Source organism: Companilactobacillus futsaii JCM 17355 (assembly GCF_001435505.1).
In the GTDB taxonomy this organism is placed as follows: domain Bacteria; phylum Bacillota; class Bacilli; order Lactobacillales; family Lactobacillaceae; genus Companilactobacillus; species Companilactobacillus futsaii.
On sequence record NZ_AZDO01000137.1, the window covers coordinates 75,906 to 91,821 of the forward strand.

At 35.4% G+C, this 15,916-nt stretch carries 14 protein-coding genes; 7 read left to right on the forward strand and 7 right to left on the reverse strand.

The features are described from left to right. Positions 1-131: 131 nt before the first annotated feature. Together FC88_RS10410 and FC88_RS10415 are read left to right on the forward strand one after the other, a co-directional pair. Positions 132-824, forward strand: a complete 693-nt coding sequence (locus FC88_RS10410) for a response regulator transcription factor (protein WP_057815361.1) — start codon at positions 132-134, stop codon at positions 822-824. Beyond that, on the forward strand, positions 821-2,206 hold the full coding sequence (locus FC88_RS10415; protein ID WP_057815363.1) for a sensor histidine kinase: 1,386 nt from the start codon (positions 821-823) through the stop codon (positions 2,204-2,206). The genes FC88_RS10410 and FC88_RS10415 overlap by 4 nt, the downstream gene beginning before the upstream one ends. A 23-nt stretch (positions 2,207-2,229) precedes the next feature. On the opposite strand, the gene FC88_RS10420 is transcribed toward FC88_RS10415, so the two are convergent. Next, complete coding sequence (locus tag FC88_RS10420; RefSeq protein ID WP_057815365.1) at positions 2,230-2,871, reverse strand: hypothetical protein; 642 nt, start codon at positions 2,869-2,871, stop codon at positions 2,230-2,232. 181 nt (positions 2,872-3,052) lie between these two features. Here FC88_RS10420 and FC88_RS10425 point away from each other — a divergent pair, with 181 nt between their 5' ends. Genes FC88_RS10425 through FC88_RS10435 form a run of 3 tightly spaced genes read left to right on the forward strand, consistent with a single transcriptional unit; the run spans position 3,053 to position 6,090 of the window. Continuing rightward, positions 3,053-4,555, forward strand: coding sequence for an AMP-binding protein (locus FC88_RS10425; RefSeq protein WP_057815367.1), 1,503 nt, complete (start codon positions 3,053-3,055; stop codon positions 4,553-4,555). 3 nt (positions 4,556-4,558) lie between these two features. After that, entirely contained in the window at positions 4,559-5,368 is an 810-nt protein-coding gene (locus FC88_RS10430; RefSeq protein WP_057815369.1) for an ABC transporter permease subunit, read from the forward strand. Then, positions 5,368-6,090, forward strand: a complete 723-nt coding sequence (locus FC88_RS10435) for an ABC transporter ATP-binding protein (RefSeq protein ID WP_057815370.1) — start codon at positions 5,368-5,370, stop codon at positions 6,088-6,090. Before FC88_RS10430 ends, FC88_RS10435 begins: the two co-directional genes overlap by 1 nt. A gap of 51 nt (positions 6,091-6,141) precedes the next feature. On the opposite strand, the gene FC88_RS10440 is transcribed toward FC88_RS10435, so the two are convergent. Then, the gene (locus tag FC88_RS10440; RefSeq protein WP_057815372.1) at positions 6,142-9,582 is read right to left on the reverse strand and encodes an L-type lectin family protein; all 3,441 of its coding nucleotides are present in this window, start codon (positions 9,580-9,582) and stop codon (positions 6,142-6,144) included. Between the two features lie 209 nt (positions 9,583-9,791). Here FC88_RS10440 and FC88_RS10445 point away from each other — a divergent pair, with 209 nt between their 5' ends. Next, positions 9,792-10,208, forward strand: coding sequence for a protein-export chaperone SecB (locus FC88_RS10445; RefSeq protein ID WP_057815373.1), 417 nt, complete (start codon positions 9,792-9,794; stop codon positions 10,206-10,208). An 81-nt stretch (positions 10,209-10,289) separates the two neighbouring features. On the opposite strand, the gene FC88_RS10450 is transcribed toward FC88_RS10445, so the two are convergent. From FC88_RS10450 to FC88_RS10470, 5 genes are all read right to left on the reverse strand, one after another. Next, positions 10,290-10,799, reverse strand: coding sequence for a helix-turn-helix domain-containing protein (locus FC88_RS10450; RefSeq protein WP_057815375.1), 510 nt, complete (start codon positions 10,797-10,799; stop codon positions 10,290-10,292). Between the two features lie 154 nt (positions 10,800-10,953). Further along, on the reverse strand, positions 10,954-11,931 hold the full coding sequence (locus FC88_RS10455) for an aliphatic sulfonate ABC transporter substrate-binding protein (RefSeq protein ID WP_057815377.1): 978 nt from the start codon (positions 11,929-11,931) through the stop codon (positions 10,954-10,956). Beyond that, positions 11,928-13,445 (reverse strand): AMP-binding protein, encoded by a 1,518-nt coding sequence (locus FC88_RS10460; protein WP_057815379.1) that lies wholly within the window; start codon positions 13,443-13,445, stop codon positions 11,928-11,930. The genes FC88_RS10455 and FC88_RS10460 overlap by 4 nt, the downstream gene beginning before the upstream one ends. Continuing rightward, a complete protein-coding gene (locus tag FC88_RS10465) occupies positions 13,402-14,619 on the reverse strand; it encodes an acyltransferase (protein WP_057815381.1) in 1,218 nt (405 codons plus the stop codon). The genes FC88_RS10460 and FC88_RS10465 overlap by 44 nt, the downstream gene beginning before the upstream one ends. 328 nt (positions 14,620-14,947) lie before the next feature. Beyond that, positions 14,948-15,181, reverse strand: a complete 234-nt coding sequence (locus tag FC88_RS10470) for a hypothetical protein (protein ID WP_162256554.1) — start codon at positions 15,179-15,181, stop codon at positions 14,948-14,950. 226 nt (positions 15,182-15,407) lie between these two features. Here FC88_RS10470 and FC88_RS10475 point away from each other — a divergent pair. Beyond that, a partial coding sequence (locus tag FC88_RS10475; RefSeq protein ID WP_157060465.1) for a helix-turn-helix domain-containing protein occupies positions 15,408-15,916 on the forward strand: 509 nt, incomplete at its 3' end.

Here is a 15,916-nt window from a genome sequence, read left to right on the forward strand (position 1 = left end):
TCTCACCTTTTCTAACTAATCCTTTGTAGTGTAACATAATTAGTAATTATTACGCATTAGAAAGTTTTAGTTAGTATTAAGGTAAAATTGCTACTATAATTATAGAAAATATTGTTTGGGAGATTTCATTTATGAAAAATACAATTTTAATTGTCGAAGATGAACGCAGTCTTTCCAGTTATGTTAGTAAAGAGCTTCAATTTGAGGATTTTGATGTCATTGTTGCTAATGATGGAGTTGAAGCGTTAGATCTTTATGAAAAATATCAAAACGAATTACTTTTAATTTTGTTGGATTGGATGTTGCCAAAATTAGATGGTATGGAAGTTTTACGTCGTATTAGAAAACACGACCAAGTCCCAGTTATTGTTATGACCGCTCGTGATTACGTTGGTGACAAAGTGGCAGGATTGGACAATGGTGCTGATGACTACATTACTAAACCCTTTGAAATTGAGGAATTGCTGGCAAGGGTTCGGGTCATTAAGCGCCGTGCTCAAAACATGTTCGAACCTGATCAAACTTATCAAATCGCTGATTTAACCTTAAATACTAAATCACATCAGGTTACTCGTAATGACGAAATCGTTCAATTAACTAGACGCGAATACGATTTATTATTATTCTTCTTACAAAATATCGGCAAAGTTTTCACACGTGATGAATTACTCGATAATGTTTGGGGTGAAGACTTTCTCGGTCAGCAAAACGTGGTCGATGTATATGTAGGATATTTACGAAGCAAAGTAGATGGCAAAAACGACAAACCATTGATTCAAACAATTCGTGGTGTAGGTTACTCACTTGAGGATGTCGACAAATGACAAAAAACAAGTCTCTGACTTATCAAGAATTAATCAATAATGCTATTCGTAAATTAGTTATCATCATTACGCTTGCCATTAGCGCTTTGATTTTAGTAGTCGTCGGAGTACAACAATATTCCCAAACTGTTCATGAAGCACGTGGACAAATGATGAGTTTGTATTTCTCCAATATTGACGACGTTCCCGGCTTCATTCAGTGGAGTAATCAAAACAATCGTCACACGAAGCAAAATACTGTCATCCGTGTTAAAACTAAGAAATCATCCATCACGGCGGCTTCTGATCGTGTTGGTCAACAAATCATGACAACTTCAGCTTCTAAGAAATTTATCAATCAACATAAATTCAGTATTTTTCCTGGACAACACATCGTCTACGTCCAAAAATATGGTTTCTTTTTGTTCTACCAAAAGAAAGACAATGATACGACCTATCAGTTATGGACTAGTTTATCCCGCCTGCTCAATAGCTTAATCTTATTATTAATTTTAATTAGTATCATCGTTTTCGTTACTTTAGGATTTGGAACTTGGTGGGCTCAACGTTTAGCTGAAAAACTCAGTGCTCCAACGATTGATCTAGTTAATGAAACACGCAGTACCATTAAGGACCCAGACTTTGACCAACCCAAATTGACAGTTCCCACTAGTCCACAAGAAATAAAAGAATTGGGTGATGCCTTTAACGAATTGCTTGATACTCAAAACAAACGACTGCAACGAGAACGGGATTTTGTTTCTAATGCATCGCATGAATTGAGAACTCCTATCGCAGCTGTTCGTGGCAATTTAAATTTAATCAAGCGTCACGGTGACAAACACCCCGAAGTCATTCCTGAATCACTGGGCTATATCGATGAAGAATCATTAAGAATGCAACACTTAATTGAAAACTTGCTCCACCTATCTCGAGCCGATCGAACTAAATTAGACTTAGAAAAAATCAATTTATCAGAAATCACCAACAGTATCGGCCAACAATATAAGAAAACAATTGCTCAAACGTTGAATCTGGACATTCAACCTAACCTTCATATTTTGGGCAACGTCGATGCTTTAAAACAAATTATCGTAGCTTTATTGGACAATGCTAACAAATACTCACCAGATAACTCACCAATCGAATTGTTACTTAAGCAAAGTGGTTCAAAAGTAGATTTAGCAGTGGCCGACCAAGGTATTGGTATTCCTGACGATCAAAAGCAACTCATTTTCCAAAGATTTTATCGAGTCGACACTTCCCACTCAACTGAGATCAAAGGTAGTGGTCTAGGATTATCGATTGTCTCGCAACTGGTTAAATTGAATAACGGCTTAATTAAGGTTCTTGATAACCAACCACATGGTTCTATTTTTAAAATTGAATTTGATAACAAATAAACTCGACACAATGTCGAGTTTTTTTACTTAGGCAATCTAATATTTTCCCAATCCATATTTTTATAATCATTTATAAAATCGTGAATATATTCATCTGTAAATAAGTCTAATAATCTCATCCCGGCAGCCGAGATATACAATCTCAATGTATCATTAGAATCCTTCCGACTGGAAATCAAAGAAGTGGCATATAATTTACGAAATACTTGGTTAACTTCGTCATCCAATACATTAGCTGCTATTTTCCTTACTCGCTGGTGTCTATGAGATGTCCTCACTTGATAAAATATCATCCCTTGCAATTCATTAGAAAAAACAGAATACAAATCATCTATTTGAAATGATATTCCATGATTTTCGCTTAATTTTATAATTGATAACGCAAAGAAATCCCTATAATCAAAAGGTATCCACGTAGCTATCGGCATATATTCTTTCAAGAATACTTCTAAAGGCTTTTTCTTAGAAGTTTCAAAAGTGGGTATAGATAAAAAGCCACTATATGTAGAATGATGACTAATTCTAAATGTTAGATATTGATGATTGGAATTTAATAAAGTAGCATAAATTGATTTACTTTTTCGTGCTTCCGCTAAACAAATAATTCGTTCACCGGCACTCAAATTGTCCACAATTGCCTTTTTGAACAATAATTCTTTATCCATGAACCTTCTCTCTCCTTACCCAATCTCAAATCATCTGTTATTTATTGTAACAGTAATAATTTCCCAAAGTTTAATTAAATCTAAGAAATTCTTATTAAACCCTTACCAAACCTAAGTAGTTACCTTACCGCAATGATTGTAAACTATGTTTATTCAATCGAAAGGACATGGTGACTTACTTATGTCAGAACTTACTGAAAGATTACAACAACAATTAATTGCTGGCGCTACTCGTCCTTTAATGCAAGATGCAAATCAGCATTGGTACACCGGCAGTGAACTTAACTTAGAAAAAAACGTCTGGAAAAATTATTGGAAAAACAAGGGTATCGGCCACAACGATATCGTTTTAGTTAGCTTAACCAACTCAGTTACTTACTCTTTAGTTATTCAAAGCCTTTGGGAAATTGGTAGTATAGTGCAAACTTTAAATCCCGCTGCTACTGAAATCCAAATCAGTGAACTTGAAGATCAATATCATTATTCAGCTATTATTTTTGACTCCGATGTTAAAGAATTAAAATTTCTAAATGACATCTTTACTAGTCAACCTCGTTTGACCACTTTACATGAATCAGAAGTACAAATCTTCGTTCGTAACAAACATATAGCTCATCTAGCAGAAACACCAGAAGATGACCAAATTGCTTTAATCATGCATACTTCTGGTACTACCGGTAAACCTAAAAGAGTTGGATTAACTCACAAACAACTTTTAGCTGGAGCCTTCAACGTGATCGACAGTGAAGAATTGACTAACCAAGATAGTACTTTCGTCTTAATGCCAATGTTTCATATCAATGCGATGGTCATTTCTAATCTGGCTACTCGTTTATCTCATGGACAATTATTATTCCGTCCGAAATTTAGCGCTCATCTTTTCTGGAAGAAAGTTAGTAGTGAACAGGTAACTTGGGTATCATTAACACCAGCTATCATCGCCATCTTATTACAACGTGATGAACAACCAACTCACACTAACTTGCGATTTCTCCGGACTGCTTCAGCCCCTCTGCTCCCAAGCATCCGCGCCCAATTTAAACAACGTTTCGATATTCCATTAATTGAAAGTTATGGTATGACCGAAGCAGCTAGTCAAATTGCCCAAAATCCACTCGAAAAACCGGTTCAAAAGACAGTTGGTAAAGTAGTTGGTACACAAATCAAAATTTTTGATAACAACTATCACGAAATTGAAAAAAATAAAGTCGGACAAATTGCCTTAAAAGGCGACAGCGTCATTACTCATTATTTGGACCCTCAACCTGAAGCCTTTCACGATGGTTGGTTATTAACTGGCGATCTTGGTTCATTAGATGATAATGATTACTTGCATATCGCTGGTCGTAGCAAAGAAATGATTATTCGCGGCGGTGAAAATGTTAATCCGCTAGCCGTCGAAGATTGCTTACACAATTTGAAATTTATCCGCGAAGTAGCTGTCGTTGGTACTCCTGATTTAATTTATGGTGAAACTGTCACCGCCGTTATTGTTCCTAAGAAACTCAGTCATGATCATCGCCACCAATTAGCGTTGTTGAACGAATTAGCAAATGAGCAATTATTACCTGTTGAACGTCCTACAAAATACATTTTTAGCACCGAATTACCTAAAAATGCGACTGGAAAAATTCAACGTACACTTCTAGCTCAGGAAGTGGCTCAACAGCAAAAGGAGGCTTAATCAATGCAAAAGCCTGTAACTTTAACGACGACACGCAAAAAAATAAATCTGCCGATCGACAAACTTTTGCCATTCTTAATTCCAATTATCGTAATTTTACTTTGGCAAGTAAGTAGTACCCTCGGTTGGTTATCAAGTTCAGTTTTGCCTTCTCCAATCGCCGTCCTTCAAGATGGTATTGAATTAACTCAATCTGGAGAATTACCTAAAAATCTTAGTATCAGTCTTTACCGTGCTACAGCTGGCCTTATCATCGGTGGTAGTGTTGGTTTTATCCTTGGATTTGTGAATGGAATGTCTAATACTTTCCGTTTATTATTCGATTCATCGATTCAAATGTTTCGTAATATTCCCCATTTAGCTTTGATTCCACTAATTATTCTTTGGTTAGGTATTAACGAATCAGCTAAGATTTCACTAGTTGCAATTGGGACAATGTTTCCCGTTTATATCAATACTTTCCACGGAATCCGTTCAGTCGATCCTGATCTGATTGAAATGGGTGAATCGTATGAACTATCGAAACATCAAATGTTTTTCAAGATTATTTTCCCGGCTGCTTTACCACAAATTCTCGTGGGTATCCGTTATGCCCTAGGTGTAATGTGGACTACTTTAATTGTTGCTGAAACTATCTCAGCCAGTTCAGGTATCGGATATATGGCAAACAACGCGGAAGATTTCGTTGACATGGAAACAGTTGTTTTATGTATCGTCATCTATGCCGTACTTGGTAAAATTTCTGATTTAGTTGCCAAAAGTTTTGAAAGTCTCTTATTAGATTGGCAAAACACTGGAAGGAGTAATGCTTAATGAATAATTCAATGATTACAATTAAAAATGTCAATAAAACTTATGAAAACTTAACTGCTTTGCACGATGTTAGTTTAGACATCAAACAAGGTGAATTCATCGCCTTAGTCGGTATGAGTGGTGGTGGCAAAAGTACTTTACTACGTCTCATCGCTGGATTGGAAAAGCCCACTAGTGGTTCAGTCCAGATCAATTCAACTGATACAAAATCTTTGATTCAGGTAATGTTCCAAGAAGATAGATTACTTCCCTGGATGTCCGTTTTAGACAATTTATCCTTTGGTTCAAAAGATAAAAACACTAAAGCGCATGCCAAAGAACTACTCGATTTAGTTGAACTAGGAGACTATGCTGATCACTTTCCAAATCAATTATCCGGTGGTCAAAAACAACGTGTTGCCTTGGCTAGAGCCTTGATGAGTCACCCTAAAATTCTATTATTAGACGAACCCTTAGGAGCTTTGGATGCTTTGACAAGACGCAAGATGCAAGACTTAATCTTAGATATTTGTCAAAAGCAAAATCTCACAACTATCTTAGTTACCCATGATGTTGAAGAAGCTGCTCGCATGGCTGATCGTATCGTCGTTATGAAAGATTCAACTAATTCATATGAAGAAACTTGCCCTAAGAATCGCAACGCCGGTCAAATTGGTATCGTTGCTGATCGAGTTCTTGGTGAGATTCTAGAAGAACCTGAAGTACAACAACAAACTGCTTAATCAAAAAAATCCTGAAATTATCTATCAATTAATAGATAGTTCAGGATTTTTTTATATCACACTGTCAGTTAAAGTCCAATCAATCGTTCCTGTATAAGTACCTGCTTCACCATAATTATTTACACTCAAGAAAATTCCTTCATCATCATCCCAATTTTCGGTAATATCCTTTGTTTTTTCCACTAGTCCACTCTCAGACTCGGAAGCTATCAAAACATTTTCTTGATAAAGCGAATATTGGTGTTTATTTTGTTCATAAATTAAATAGGCTTCCATCTTCGATTTTGCAGCATCATCATTTTCTTTATAAAAGAGACCGTCTTGTTTAGCATACAAATTCCAGGTCGTTTTATAACTATCTACAGTAATATCCCATTTACCAGCTCTATTCAGAAGTCCAGTTTCCATCGTAGTTACTTCTCCATAACGAAGTGGTTGAAAACCATAATCAGTAACATTTAGAGACATTTCCTTACTCTTAACATTTACCACAAATGATTCTGTATTACTCTTTCTTCCATAATAATCGTATGCAACACTATCAATCGTATGTTTGCCATCACCGGTTATACCAGCATTTGTTCCTACAAAAAAACTAGTATATTCAACTGGCGTTCCACTATAATTTTGATCACTAGTTGGTGTTTTAACGTGTGCGTAAGAAGTTTCATCCGCATCATGGGCTTTATAAAAATCATTCAGCCTAGAAACTGTCGTAACATAATCATGATCATTAGAATACTCAAATTTAATTGGCACCTGGATATAATTACGTGATCTAACTTTATATTCATCATCGGCTGAAATTATAGGTGTAAGTTTTGGAATATCGATACTGAATTTTACGGTATTGGATTGATAAGCCGAATTATGGAGCTCAACAGTTATTTCATTATGACCTTCTCTAATCCCAGGAGATTTTGGGTCAGCCATACGTTTATCGATAGTTGATACTGAATTAGTAGCACCGTTTTGATAAACCGTCTGTAATGTAAAGTTGAACTTTCCGTCTGCCACAGTTGTAAAACTGACTGGATCTTGTGCTTCGTAATCTTCATTTTTGACCGTATAAGTTCCAGTTAATTTTTCGTCTTCAGTTGAACCATCAGAAAACTCATATGTCCCATCTAAATCAAATGGCGGTTTTTGTTCATCACTCGTCACTGTGATATTTTCGACATCTGGATTAGCTTTTGCTGTCAGTTCTCTTTCCCCAACATTTATTTTGAAAGTAATACGATTAGACTCTCGTTTGTTGTCAGAAACATAAGCAATTAATTCATGCTCTCCAACACCCAAATCAGATCCTTTATAAGTATCATTGAAATATAATTGTTCTACCGCATGAGCAGTACCCGTTATTTTATCAATTTTTTCTTCTCCGTCTAAAATCCAATGCATAGTAATTGTTGAATCATAAAATTGTTGCCCATTATCGTAAACAACTCTCACTTCAGGTGTAAAGCTACTTTCTTTGTAGACATTAAATTCAGCATCACTTCTTGGAGTTAAAACTAATTTCTTATAGTCATCAATATGTACGTTATAAGTTAAAGTATTAGAAACAACATTATTACTATCGAACAATTGAACTTCAATCGTATGATCTCCTAATTCCAAACTGTTTGCATCAATACTACGATTAAAACTTGCCAAACTGGCTCCATCGGTCGTTGATTCAGTCCAGGTGTCAATTGCCTTACCACCATCAATTATTGCTTTAGCGTTAAGTTCTTGACCATTAAAAACTGAGCCTTTTTCATACTTAACCGTTCCTGTAAGGTCGATTTTTTCATTGCTTAAAACAGTTTGATTTAAATCGTTGCTATTAGTTATTTTCAAACTTTCATTACTGATTAAGAACATTGGCGTCATAACATCATCAGAATACTCATCACTACGATATGAGGTGTGTTCTCCATTAACTGTCGTGGAAGAAAGTGCAGAACTATCCGATGCAACAGCTTTTCCATCAATTGATATTTCAACATCAGGATTAGTCGAACTGATTGCATCTAAAGTTAAATTAATGACATTGATTTTATCACCATTAAGATTACTTCCTTCGGTAATTTGATCAAAATTTAATTCTTCAGTTTTTTTCGTTCCATCTTTATCAGTATAAGTAATCATACCGACCTTAGTTCCAGAACTAGGTTTAAAGTCAACATTTTGTGGCAAACCGATTGAAGTTGTAATTTCTCCAGTATCAGCCATTCCTGAATCATAATGAAGTTGATAATCAAAATTAATTTTGGCACCATTGTAGACAGTCGATTTAACTTTATTCTTATTTTTTTCATAGTCTTCAATAACACGGTCGGTCGAAATATCAGTCATGGTTACCGTTGGCGTCACGTTAGCAACCATCGGCATATTTTCAAAGACCATTTCGATGTCTTTTTTTGCTGAACCTGGTGAGCCCGTCGCTGCGGTGAAGCCCCACATAGCTTTTCCACTAGTTGCTTTAGCATTTAAAGCGGATAAATCAATCGTGCCTGAACCACTATTCCAATCTGTATATTTTTTCTTAGTACCATCTGGAAATTGATCATTGAATAAGTAATCGATTGTTCCACTCGTAATGGTATCATCAGAATTTTTAATTGGTGTATAAGTAATAACGAGGTGACGCCATGCATTATCAACCGTTGCTTCTACACCATCGTAACCAGACATCAACATATTATTTGAGTTACGAAATATATTATGATTCATTTCATAGTAATATTTTTTAAAATTCACTATTCCTAGTGAAAATCCACTTTCATAAACTTTATAAGTACCTGACTGTCCTGGATATCCCCAAGCAATATGATTAAATTTAAATTCCTCTCCATTATTTTTTGAATCAAACGAATCATCATTTTCCCAACTGTAATCTTTATTCATCGTTGAATCTAATTCGATGGCTACACTATTTTGAATAGCATTCTTTTCAGGACTAATCGGACTTTTTAATATTTCAGGCGTAGCAGTAGCACCCCAAACTCCCAAAGTTTCTCCACCTTTTGGTGTGCCATCGTATCTTGAAATTGCATCATAACCATTGGGGTCATTTTGAATGACGAAAGCTAATCCATCAATTGTCGGATTGGCTGCATCACCCATATACACCCAAGCAGAAACCTTTTGCGGTTTATAAAGGTCGAAGTAATTACCATTTAAAGTAGTTCCTGATCCTGTAACTGAACCCCAAATAGACCCCAGTTGCATTGTGTCGCCTTGGGCCGATAATATATGAACTGTATCAGATGGATAACTGTTACCATCGCCGGCATACGTAATCTTAGCTTGGTTAGTTCCTCCGCCGGAATACGTATCGACTTTATCCATATAATTCTTAACTTTCATACCCGCTGGGGCATTCTGTAACACATCTTTAGTTGAAGGCACTGCCAAAATGGTCATTGAGTTCATTAAAAAACCAACAATCACCAAAGCCACCGTCATGGTATATATAATTAATAACTTAACTTTATTTTTTTTCATGGCATTTTCCCCAAATTTTCTAAATAACATGTTTAAACTTTTTCTTATAAGAATAGAATATACCTCATGTAAGCGGTTTCTAATTCATAATAGAAAAAATATCATATCAATTTATGACTGTACTAATACTGATATAATAATGTACCTAAATTAATGTTAATAATCAGGAACCATGCTAGTATGGTAAGAAATGACTGGAGAAAAAGCTTATGAATATGACTAGTAAGTATTTGCAGTTTGAGAACCCTACCGTTCTGAAATTCGATTTTCAAGTTAATGATGATTTTGATTTTGAAAACGACTTTGATGCCGCTGATATTGGCACTTTAGTGGAAATGCCTAGCGAAGAAGAAATTGATTGGAATGATGACATCCCAGTTTACTTAACCATCTTCATCAATCAAGAAAATGATAACGTTCCTTACACGATCACTGCTAGAATCATGACGCTTTTTCAAGTTTCAGAATTACTTCCTCACGGCGATGCTTTACAATTATTGCAAACAGAAGGAGCTTCACTCTTATTGTCATATTTAAGGCCAATGGTTTCGATGATGACTTCTGCTAGTGGCTTTCCAGCTATGACTTTACCTGTATTGGATTTTTCTGATAGTGATAACAACTAAAAAATGACATTGTGTTAATTCACAGTGCCATTTTTATTTGGAACAATGATATTTATTGAATCTTTATCATTGAAAGTTTTACTATTGGCCCTTAAACCCCAGCCAAATACCAATCAAAAAATCAATTACGAATAGTGCTAACAAGATAATACCAAAAAATACTGCTTTTTTATTGAGACTACGATTAATATATTTCCATTTGATATTCATTAAGAGACCCATCAGACTAACTATTTCTAAAATTGACATCCCAATATTAATTGCATCATTAGTCACATTAAATTGCTTTAAAAGAAACAAACCAATAATACCTAACCCAATTCCACCAAAAATAATAGTTTCAACGTGGTTTAATCTAATTTTTCCGTCATCTTTAAATTTATCCATCAATTCCTCATCCCCTCGAATCAACTCATCTAAGGAAATATCAAACAGATCACTGATTGCCACTACATTATTAAAACTAGGCAAACTGCCACCATTCTCCCATTTAGAAATCGATTGCCGAGAAATATGTAGCTTTTCAGCTAAATCATTTTGTGACATGTTGTGAAGTATCCGTTGTTGTTGTAGTTGCAAACCAATTTTCATCGAAATATCCCCCTTTGATTACTTATTATTTTAGCTAACGCGGGATAATTTAACTAGAAGTTGATGGTTGCTTTTGATTAGTAAAGTAAATTTCGCCGTTATATCATCGTTACATTTGACAGCAAAAAAGACGACCAGCCGGCCGCCTAGTTCACTACTTATAATCTCCAGAATCACTGACTGTAACTTTGTTCTCAATCAAACCTTCTTCATAAAACAAGTCAGCAATCTTTTGTTCTTCTTTAATGTACGTACTATTCATGGTACTAATTCCATAAGTTCGACGTTCTACCATCTTCTTAACGACTGACTTAGAAACTTTCAATGACTTACTCATCATCGTAATCAACTCGCTGTGATTATTGTTAGCCCACTCCATATCTTCTTGTAGATATTTGATCAAATACTTGGAAATCTCAGTATTCTTCTTGGCATAACTTTGAGTTGTCAAAATATAATCACGATTATTAGTAATCCCAACACCATTTGTTACTAATTTAGCATTTTGCGTTAATTGTGCTTGAGCTGTGTATGGATCCCAAGTTGACCAAGCATCGACTTTTCCTTTTGAAAAAGCGACACTGGCACTGGATTGATCCATATTGACCCAAGTAATATCATCGGCACTCATGCCAGCTTTCTTCAAGGCTGCTAATAGCATGTATTGGGAGCTAGTTCCTTTAGTATAGGCAACTTTCTTACCTTTCAAATCTTCAATCGAAGAAACGCTTGAAGAATTCTTAACTAAGATACCTGAACCTTTAGCCTTTGATGAACTGGCTGCAATATAAGTTAGTTTGGTCCCTGTTGAAAGTGCTGAAACTGGTGGCGTATCACCGGTTCTAGCATAATCGACACTACCTGCTTTCAAGGCTTGCATCAATGAACTTCCGTCGGAGAATTCTTTGAAGACCACTTTATAGCCTTTCTTCTCCATCTTTTTAGAAAATTCACCACGTTGCTTGGCGATATCGAACGGATCACCTTTTTGATAACCAATTGTTACTGTCTCTAATCCTGAACTAGCGGCTCCAGCATCGGTCTGTTTAAAACCATAGATGGCTATTGCTGCCCAAAATACTAAGACGACACTGATTAATAATTTTTTTAAAGTTCTCTTTTTCTTACTCATCCAGCACTCCTAACTAAAGTTGCCATAACTTGTTGACGTAATTTCGGGCGAATAACTTTACCTGTGGCGTTACGAGGATAATCTTTGACGAAAAAAATTCTCGTTGGCTGTTCATAAGTAGCTAATGTCACCTTGGCATGAGCCATGATTTTTTGACGTTCTATTTCTTCATCTTGTTCGCCATTACTAATAACAACTGCCGTTACTGCTTCTCCGTAAAGCGTATCGGGGGTACCAATAACTGAAACTTCTTTAACAAAATTCAATTGACTCAAGACATTTTCAACTTGGGCTGGAGCTACTTTTTCTCCACCATGATTGATGATGTCTTTTTTGCGTCCTTTAACAAATAAATAACCATCTTCATCCAAGTATCCTAAATCACCAGTTAAGAACCAACCGTCTTTGAAAGAATCTGGATGTGGATCCAAGTAATTACTAATAACGTGGTCACCACGAACAACGATTTCACCGATTTGCTTTGGTCGTTTAGTAATTTGGTCATTAATCATAATTCCTAAGTCAGTTTCAAATGGCTTTCCAGCTGAGCCAACTTTGGGTGCATCGAAAGGATTAATTGTACATTGACTAGCAGTTTCAGTCATTCCATAGCCTTCCAAAATTCTCGTATGAAATCTCGTTTGAAAAGCAGTCAATTTATCGAGTGGTAAAGCAAAGGATGAACATCTCACAAAACGTAAACGAATGTCATCACTGTAATTTTCATTAGCCTTTTGATTAATTAATAAAATATTTACGATAGTTGGAACTACCGATACCCACGTAACACCGTTATCTCTAACTTGATTCCAAAATTTTGAAGCACTGAATTTTTCGGCAATCACTAATTTGCCACCGGATAATCTAGTTGCCAAAATCACAACAGCTTGAGCGTTGATATGAAACATCGGCATGACCAACAAACTAGTATCTTCAGATTTCAGCTTGTGGCTTTCAATATCATGTTTGACACCATTCAACAATAATCTATGCGTCAATCCAACACGTTTAGGCTTACCGGTAGTTCCAGAGGTGTTCATAATCAGTGCTAAATCATCTTCATCAGGAGTTTTCGCATCATGTCCCATCAAACTACGATCACGAATGATGTGTAACAAAGAGTAGGTTTGTAAATGTAGTGCCGAAACAATTGCAATGCGGTCATCTAAGGCTGCATCGACTAATGTTTGACCAACAATAGAAGCCACATATTCGTGTTCACTTAATTCCTGTTGTAATTCTTTTTCTGGTGTTGTGGCAGCGACTGGATGCATCACAGCTCCGACTTCCCAAAGTGCTTGTGTTATCAATGGATAAGCTGCCGTATTAGGTAAACAAACTAAAACTACGTCACCGTATCCTATATGTAGATCTAAGAATTCTTCACGCAACATTCGGATATCATCAGCAATTTCAAAACCTTTATACCAACGATTACGCTTTTCATCCTTGATGATTTCTTGATTCATATTATTCCTTAACTGCTTGTTTAATTGATTCGTTATTTTTGACATTTTCAACTACTCCTTTAGCTTTTTTTGCACTAAATATGTGTTGTGGACGTCCAATTAAAATTCCAAATGGTGGTACCTTGTAGCAGAACCAAGAGATTAAGAATGATCCACCTAAAACAAAGGCATATCCGACTGGTAACAATAATAACGTCACGATGGAAGGTAAATGGATTATGCTTAAAATTCCATAGAGCATCGTTACTGGAATTGTTTGGACTAAGTAAATCCCAAAGGAAACTTTTGACATATTTTTAATAATTTTTTCTAACCAATTTGGAAAACCGTGATTTCTAGCATGAGCATATTGGCGACCAATCCAGAAAACAAAGACGATCATGAATGTGTCGTAAATGAAGATTAATGGTTGATGAATTGACAAACTAGCACTCAAACTGAGTTTCAAAATATTGATATTTCCAAAGAACAAGGCAACTGTACTAATTGCTAAAGCCAATGTTGACCAACCGATCACACGGTGATTTTTTTCAATAAACTTATCGACTTGGTCATAATAGATAGCCACAAAAGCCCCAGCGATAAAGTAAAATTGATAAACTAAAATGTTTAAGCCATAAGCTCTAAATAAATACCACCAACTATCACGGTCAACTCCAGGCAACCAATACTTAATTCCAATTACTAAAAGTAGCTGCACGATGGCACTAATCGCCAAGATAGCCAAATGGTGATTTTTGAACTTCTTAAACATGTAGACCAAAAGCGGAAAAATCAAATACAGTTGGAAAGTCACTATGATGTAATACATGTAAAACTTATTCCCATGAATGATTGCATCAAATAAATTTTGAAAATAATTGGGCCAATTCAAGGCAACACCAGCTGTAATCGTGGTAAACCACAGCATAATAGCATTCCAACTAATGTAAGGAATCCCAACGCTGATATAACGTTTCTTCCAAAATTTCAACCAATGGTGTTCTTTATTGTAATAATTTAGTACCAAAACGAGTCCCGTCATAAACATGAAACCCATTCTAGTGAAGTGAAGTGCCAAGTGAGTTGCCTCTAAGAACAATTCACTTCCTGATCCACTACCGACGTTATTTCTAAAGGCAGTTGTCGTATGATTCAACAACACCCCACCAATGAAAAGTACACGCATCAGGTCCACTTCATGGAGATATTTCTTTTTTCTAGTTTTTACTTCAGCCAAAAAGTCACCTCTGTTACATTTCTTACCGTTTCTAAAGCATATATAAGTTATAGCATCCCAGTGGTGGCGCGGTCTTGATGATTTGGTAAGGGTAAAATAAGAAAATCTTAGATAGAGGGTGGAGGACAACCGATTAGCCTTCGAGGATTTGCCTAGCTAAGGGAATTCTCCACGGAACTTGGGCTTGTGGATGATTTTCTTAGCGTAGCAAACCGGAAAAGGCTGTTGTCCGGAACCCGTTTCAGAATTTTAGTTACCTAAACCAAAAAAATAGGACCACTTTAACCACGTAAAGTGATCAAAGTAATCCTGATTTATTTTTAAATTTTTATTCATCTTGGTACGAATAGTAAATTGAATCAATAATCAAAGCGGCAATAACCAAAAATATTATCAACAAGCATCCTTCAATTGAGAACGGATCCTTTGCTTCTAAAGAGAACATCTTTTGCACTGCATAAATCGCTAAACAAACTTTTACAACAAACACCAACCAATGATTTTTCAAATACTTAGTCACAGATAACTTGGCTTTTTCAAGTAGCATTATCATCCACTCCATTCAGTATCTTCTGATTATATTGTACAGCGAAAAGAATCCTACTAGAATGTCTTAATCGACACTCATAGTAGGATTCTTTTAATTTTTATAAAAATCGCTAATTGAGAAAACACGGTAATTTATTGCAGTGATGAATCAATGATTTATGCAATTTTAAGTATTCTTGCAAACATATGTTCCCCTGATGTGATATAATTATAATACAAAATCATGAGAGGGGGTTCATATGGTTTTAAAGGGTATTAAATTACGTATCTATCCAGATAATTACCAGAAGAAACTTATCGAATACAACTTTGGTGCTAATCGTTTTGTTTGGAACAATATGTTAAACATGATGATCAAACGTCATGAAAATAATCCTGATTTGAAATCTTTAAAAGCATTCGACTTGAACTATATTTTAACAACTTTCAAAAAAGAACACACTTGGCTAAAAAAAGCTGAAAGCACGAGTCTTCAAGTTTCTAATAAAGATTTATTTGAAGCTTATAAAGGATTCTTTAGTAAAAAGCGTAAGTTTCCACGATTCAAAAGTAAGAAATATCCAAAACAAAGTTATCAATCTAAGTTTGTTAATAACAATGTCGAAATCATTGACGATTCTTATATCAAATTACCTAAACTTGGAGTAATGAAATATAAAAACAAAAAATCAATTCCTAGTTTAATCAAGTATGTGACTATTCGTAAATCATCAACTAATAAATATTACGCCATTCTTACGGTTGATGA

Bases quoted from the DNA above. Each gene is read 5' to 3' on its own strand.
- FC88_RS10410 (WP_057815361.1), top strand. From the start codon at position 132: ATGAAAAATACAATTTTAATTGTCGAAGATGAACGCAGTCTTTCCAGT.
- FC88_RS10415 (WP_057815363.1), top strand. From the start codon at position 821: ATGACAAAAAACAAGTCTCTGACTTATCAAGAATTAATCAATAATGCT.
- FC88_RS10420 (WP_057815365.1), bottom strand. From the start codon at position 2,871: ATGGATAAAGAATTATTGTTCAAAAAGGCAATTGTGGACAATTTGAGT.
- FC88_RS10425 (WP_057815367.1), top strand. From the start codon at position 3,053: ATGTCAGAACTTACTGAAAGATTACAACAACAATTAATTGCTGGCGCT.
- FC88_RS10430 (WP_057815369.1), top strand. From the start codon at position 4,559: ATGCAAAAGCCTGTAACTTTAACGACGACACGCAAAAAAATAAATCTG.
- FC88_RS10435 (WP_057815370.1), top strand. From the start codon at position 5,368: ATGAATAATTCAATGATTACAATTAAAAATGTCAATAAAACTTATGAA.
- FC88_RS10440 (WP_057815372.1), bottom strand. From the start codon at position 9,582: ATGAAAAAAAATAAAGTTAAGTTATTAATTATATATACCATGACGGTG.
- FC88_RS10445 (WP_057815373.1), top strand. From the start codon at position 9,792: ATGAATATGACTAGTAAGTATTTGCAGTTTGAGAACCCTACCGTTCTG.
- FC88_RS10450 (WP_057815375.1), bottom strand. From the start codon at position 10,799: ATGAAAATTGGTTTGCAACTACAACAACAACGGATACTTCACAACATG.
- FC88_RS10455 (WP_057815377.1), bottom strand. From the start codon at position 11,931: ATGAGTAAGAAAAAGAGAACTTTAAAAAAATTATTAATCAGTGTCGTC.
- FC88_RS10460 (WP_057815379.1), bottom strand. From the start codon at position 13,445: ATGTCAAAAATAACGAATCAATTAAACAAGCAGTTAAGGAATAATATG.
- FC88_RS10470 (WP_162256554.1), bottom strand. From the start codon at position 15,181: ATGGAGTGGATGATAATGCTACTTGAAAAAGCCAAGTTATCTGTGACT.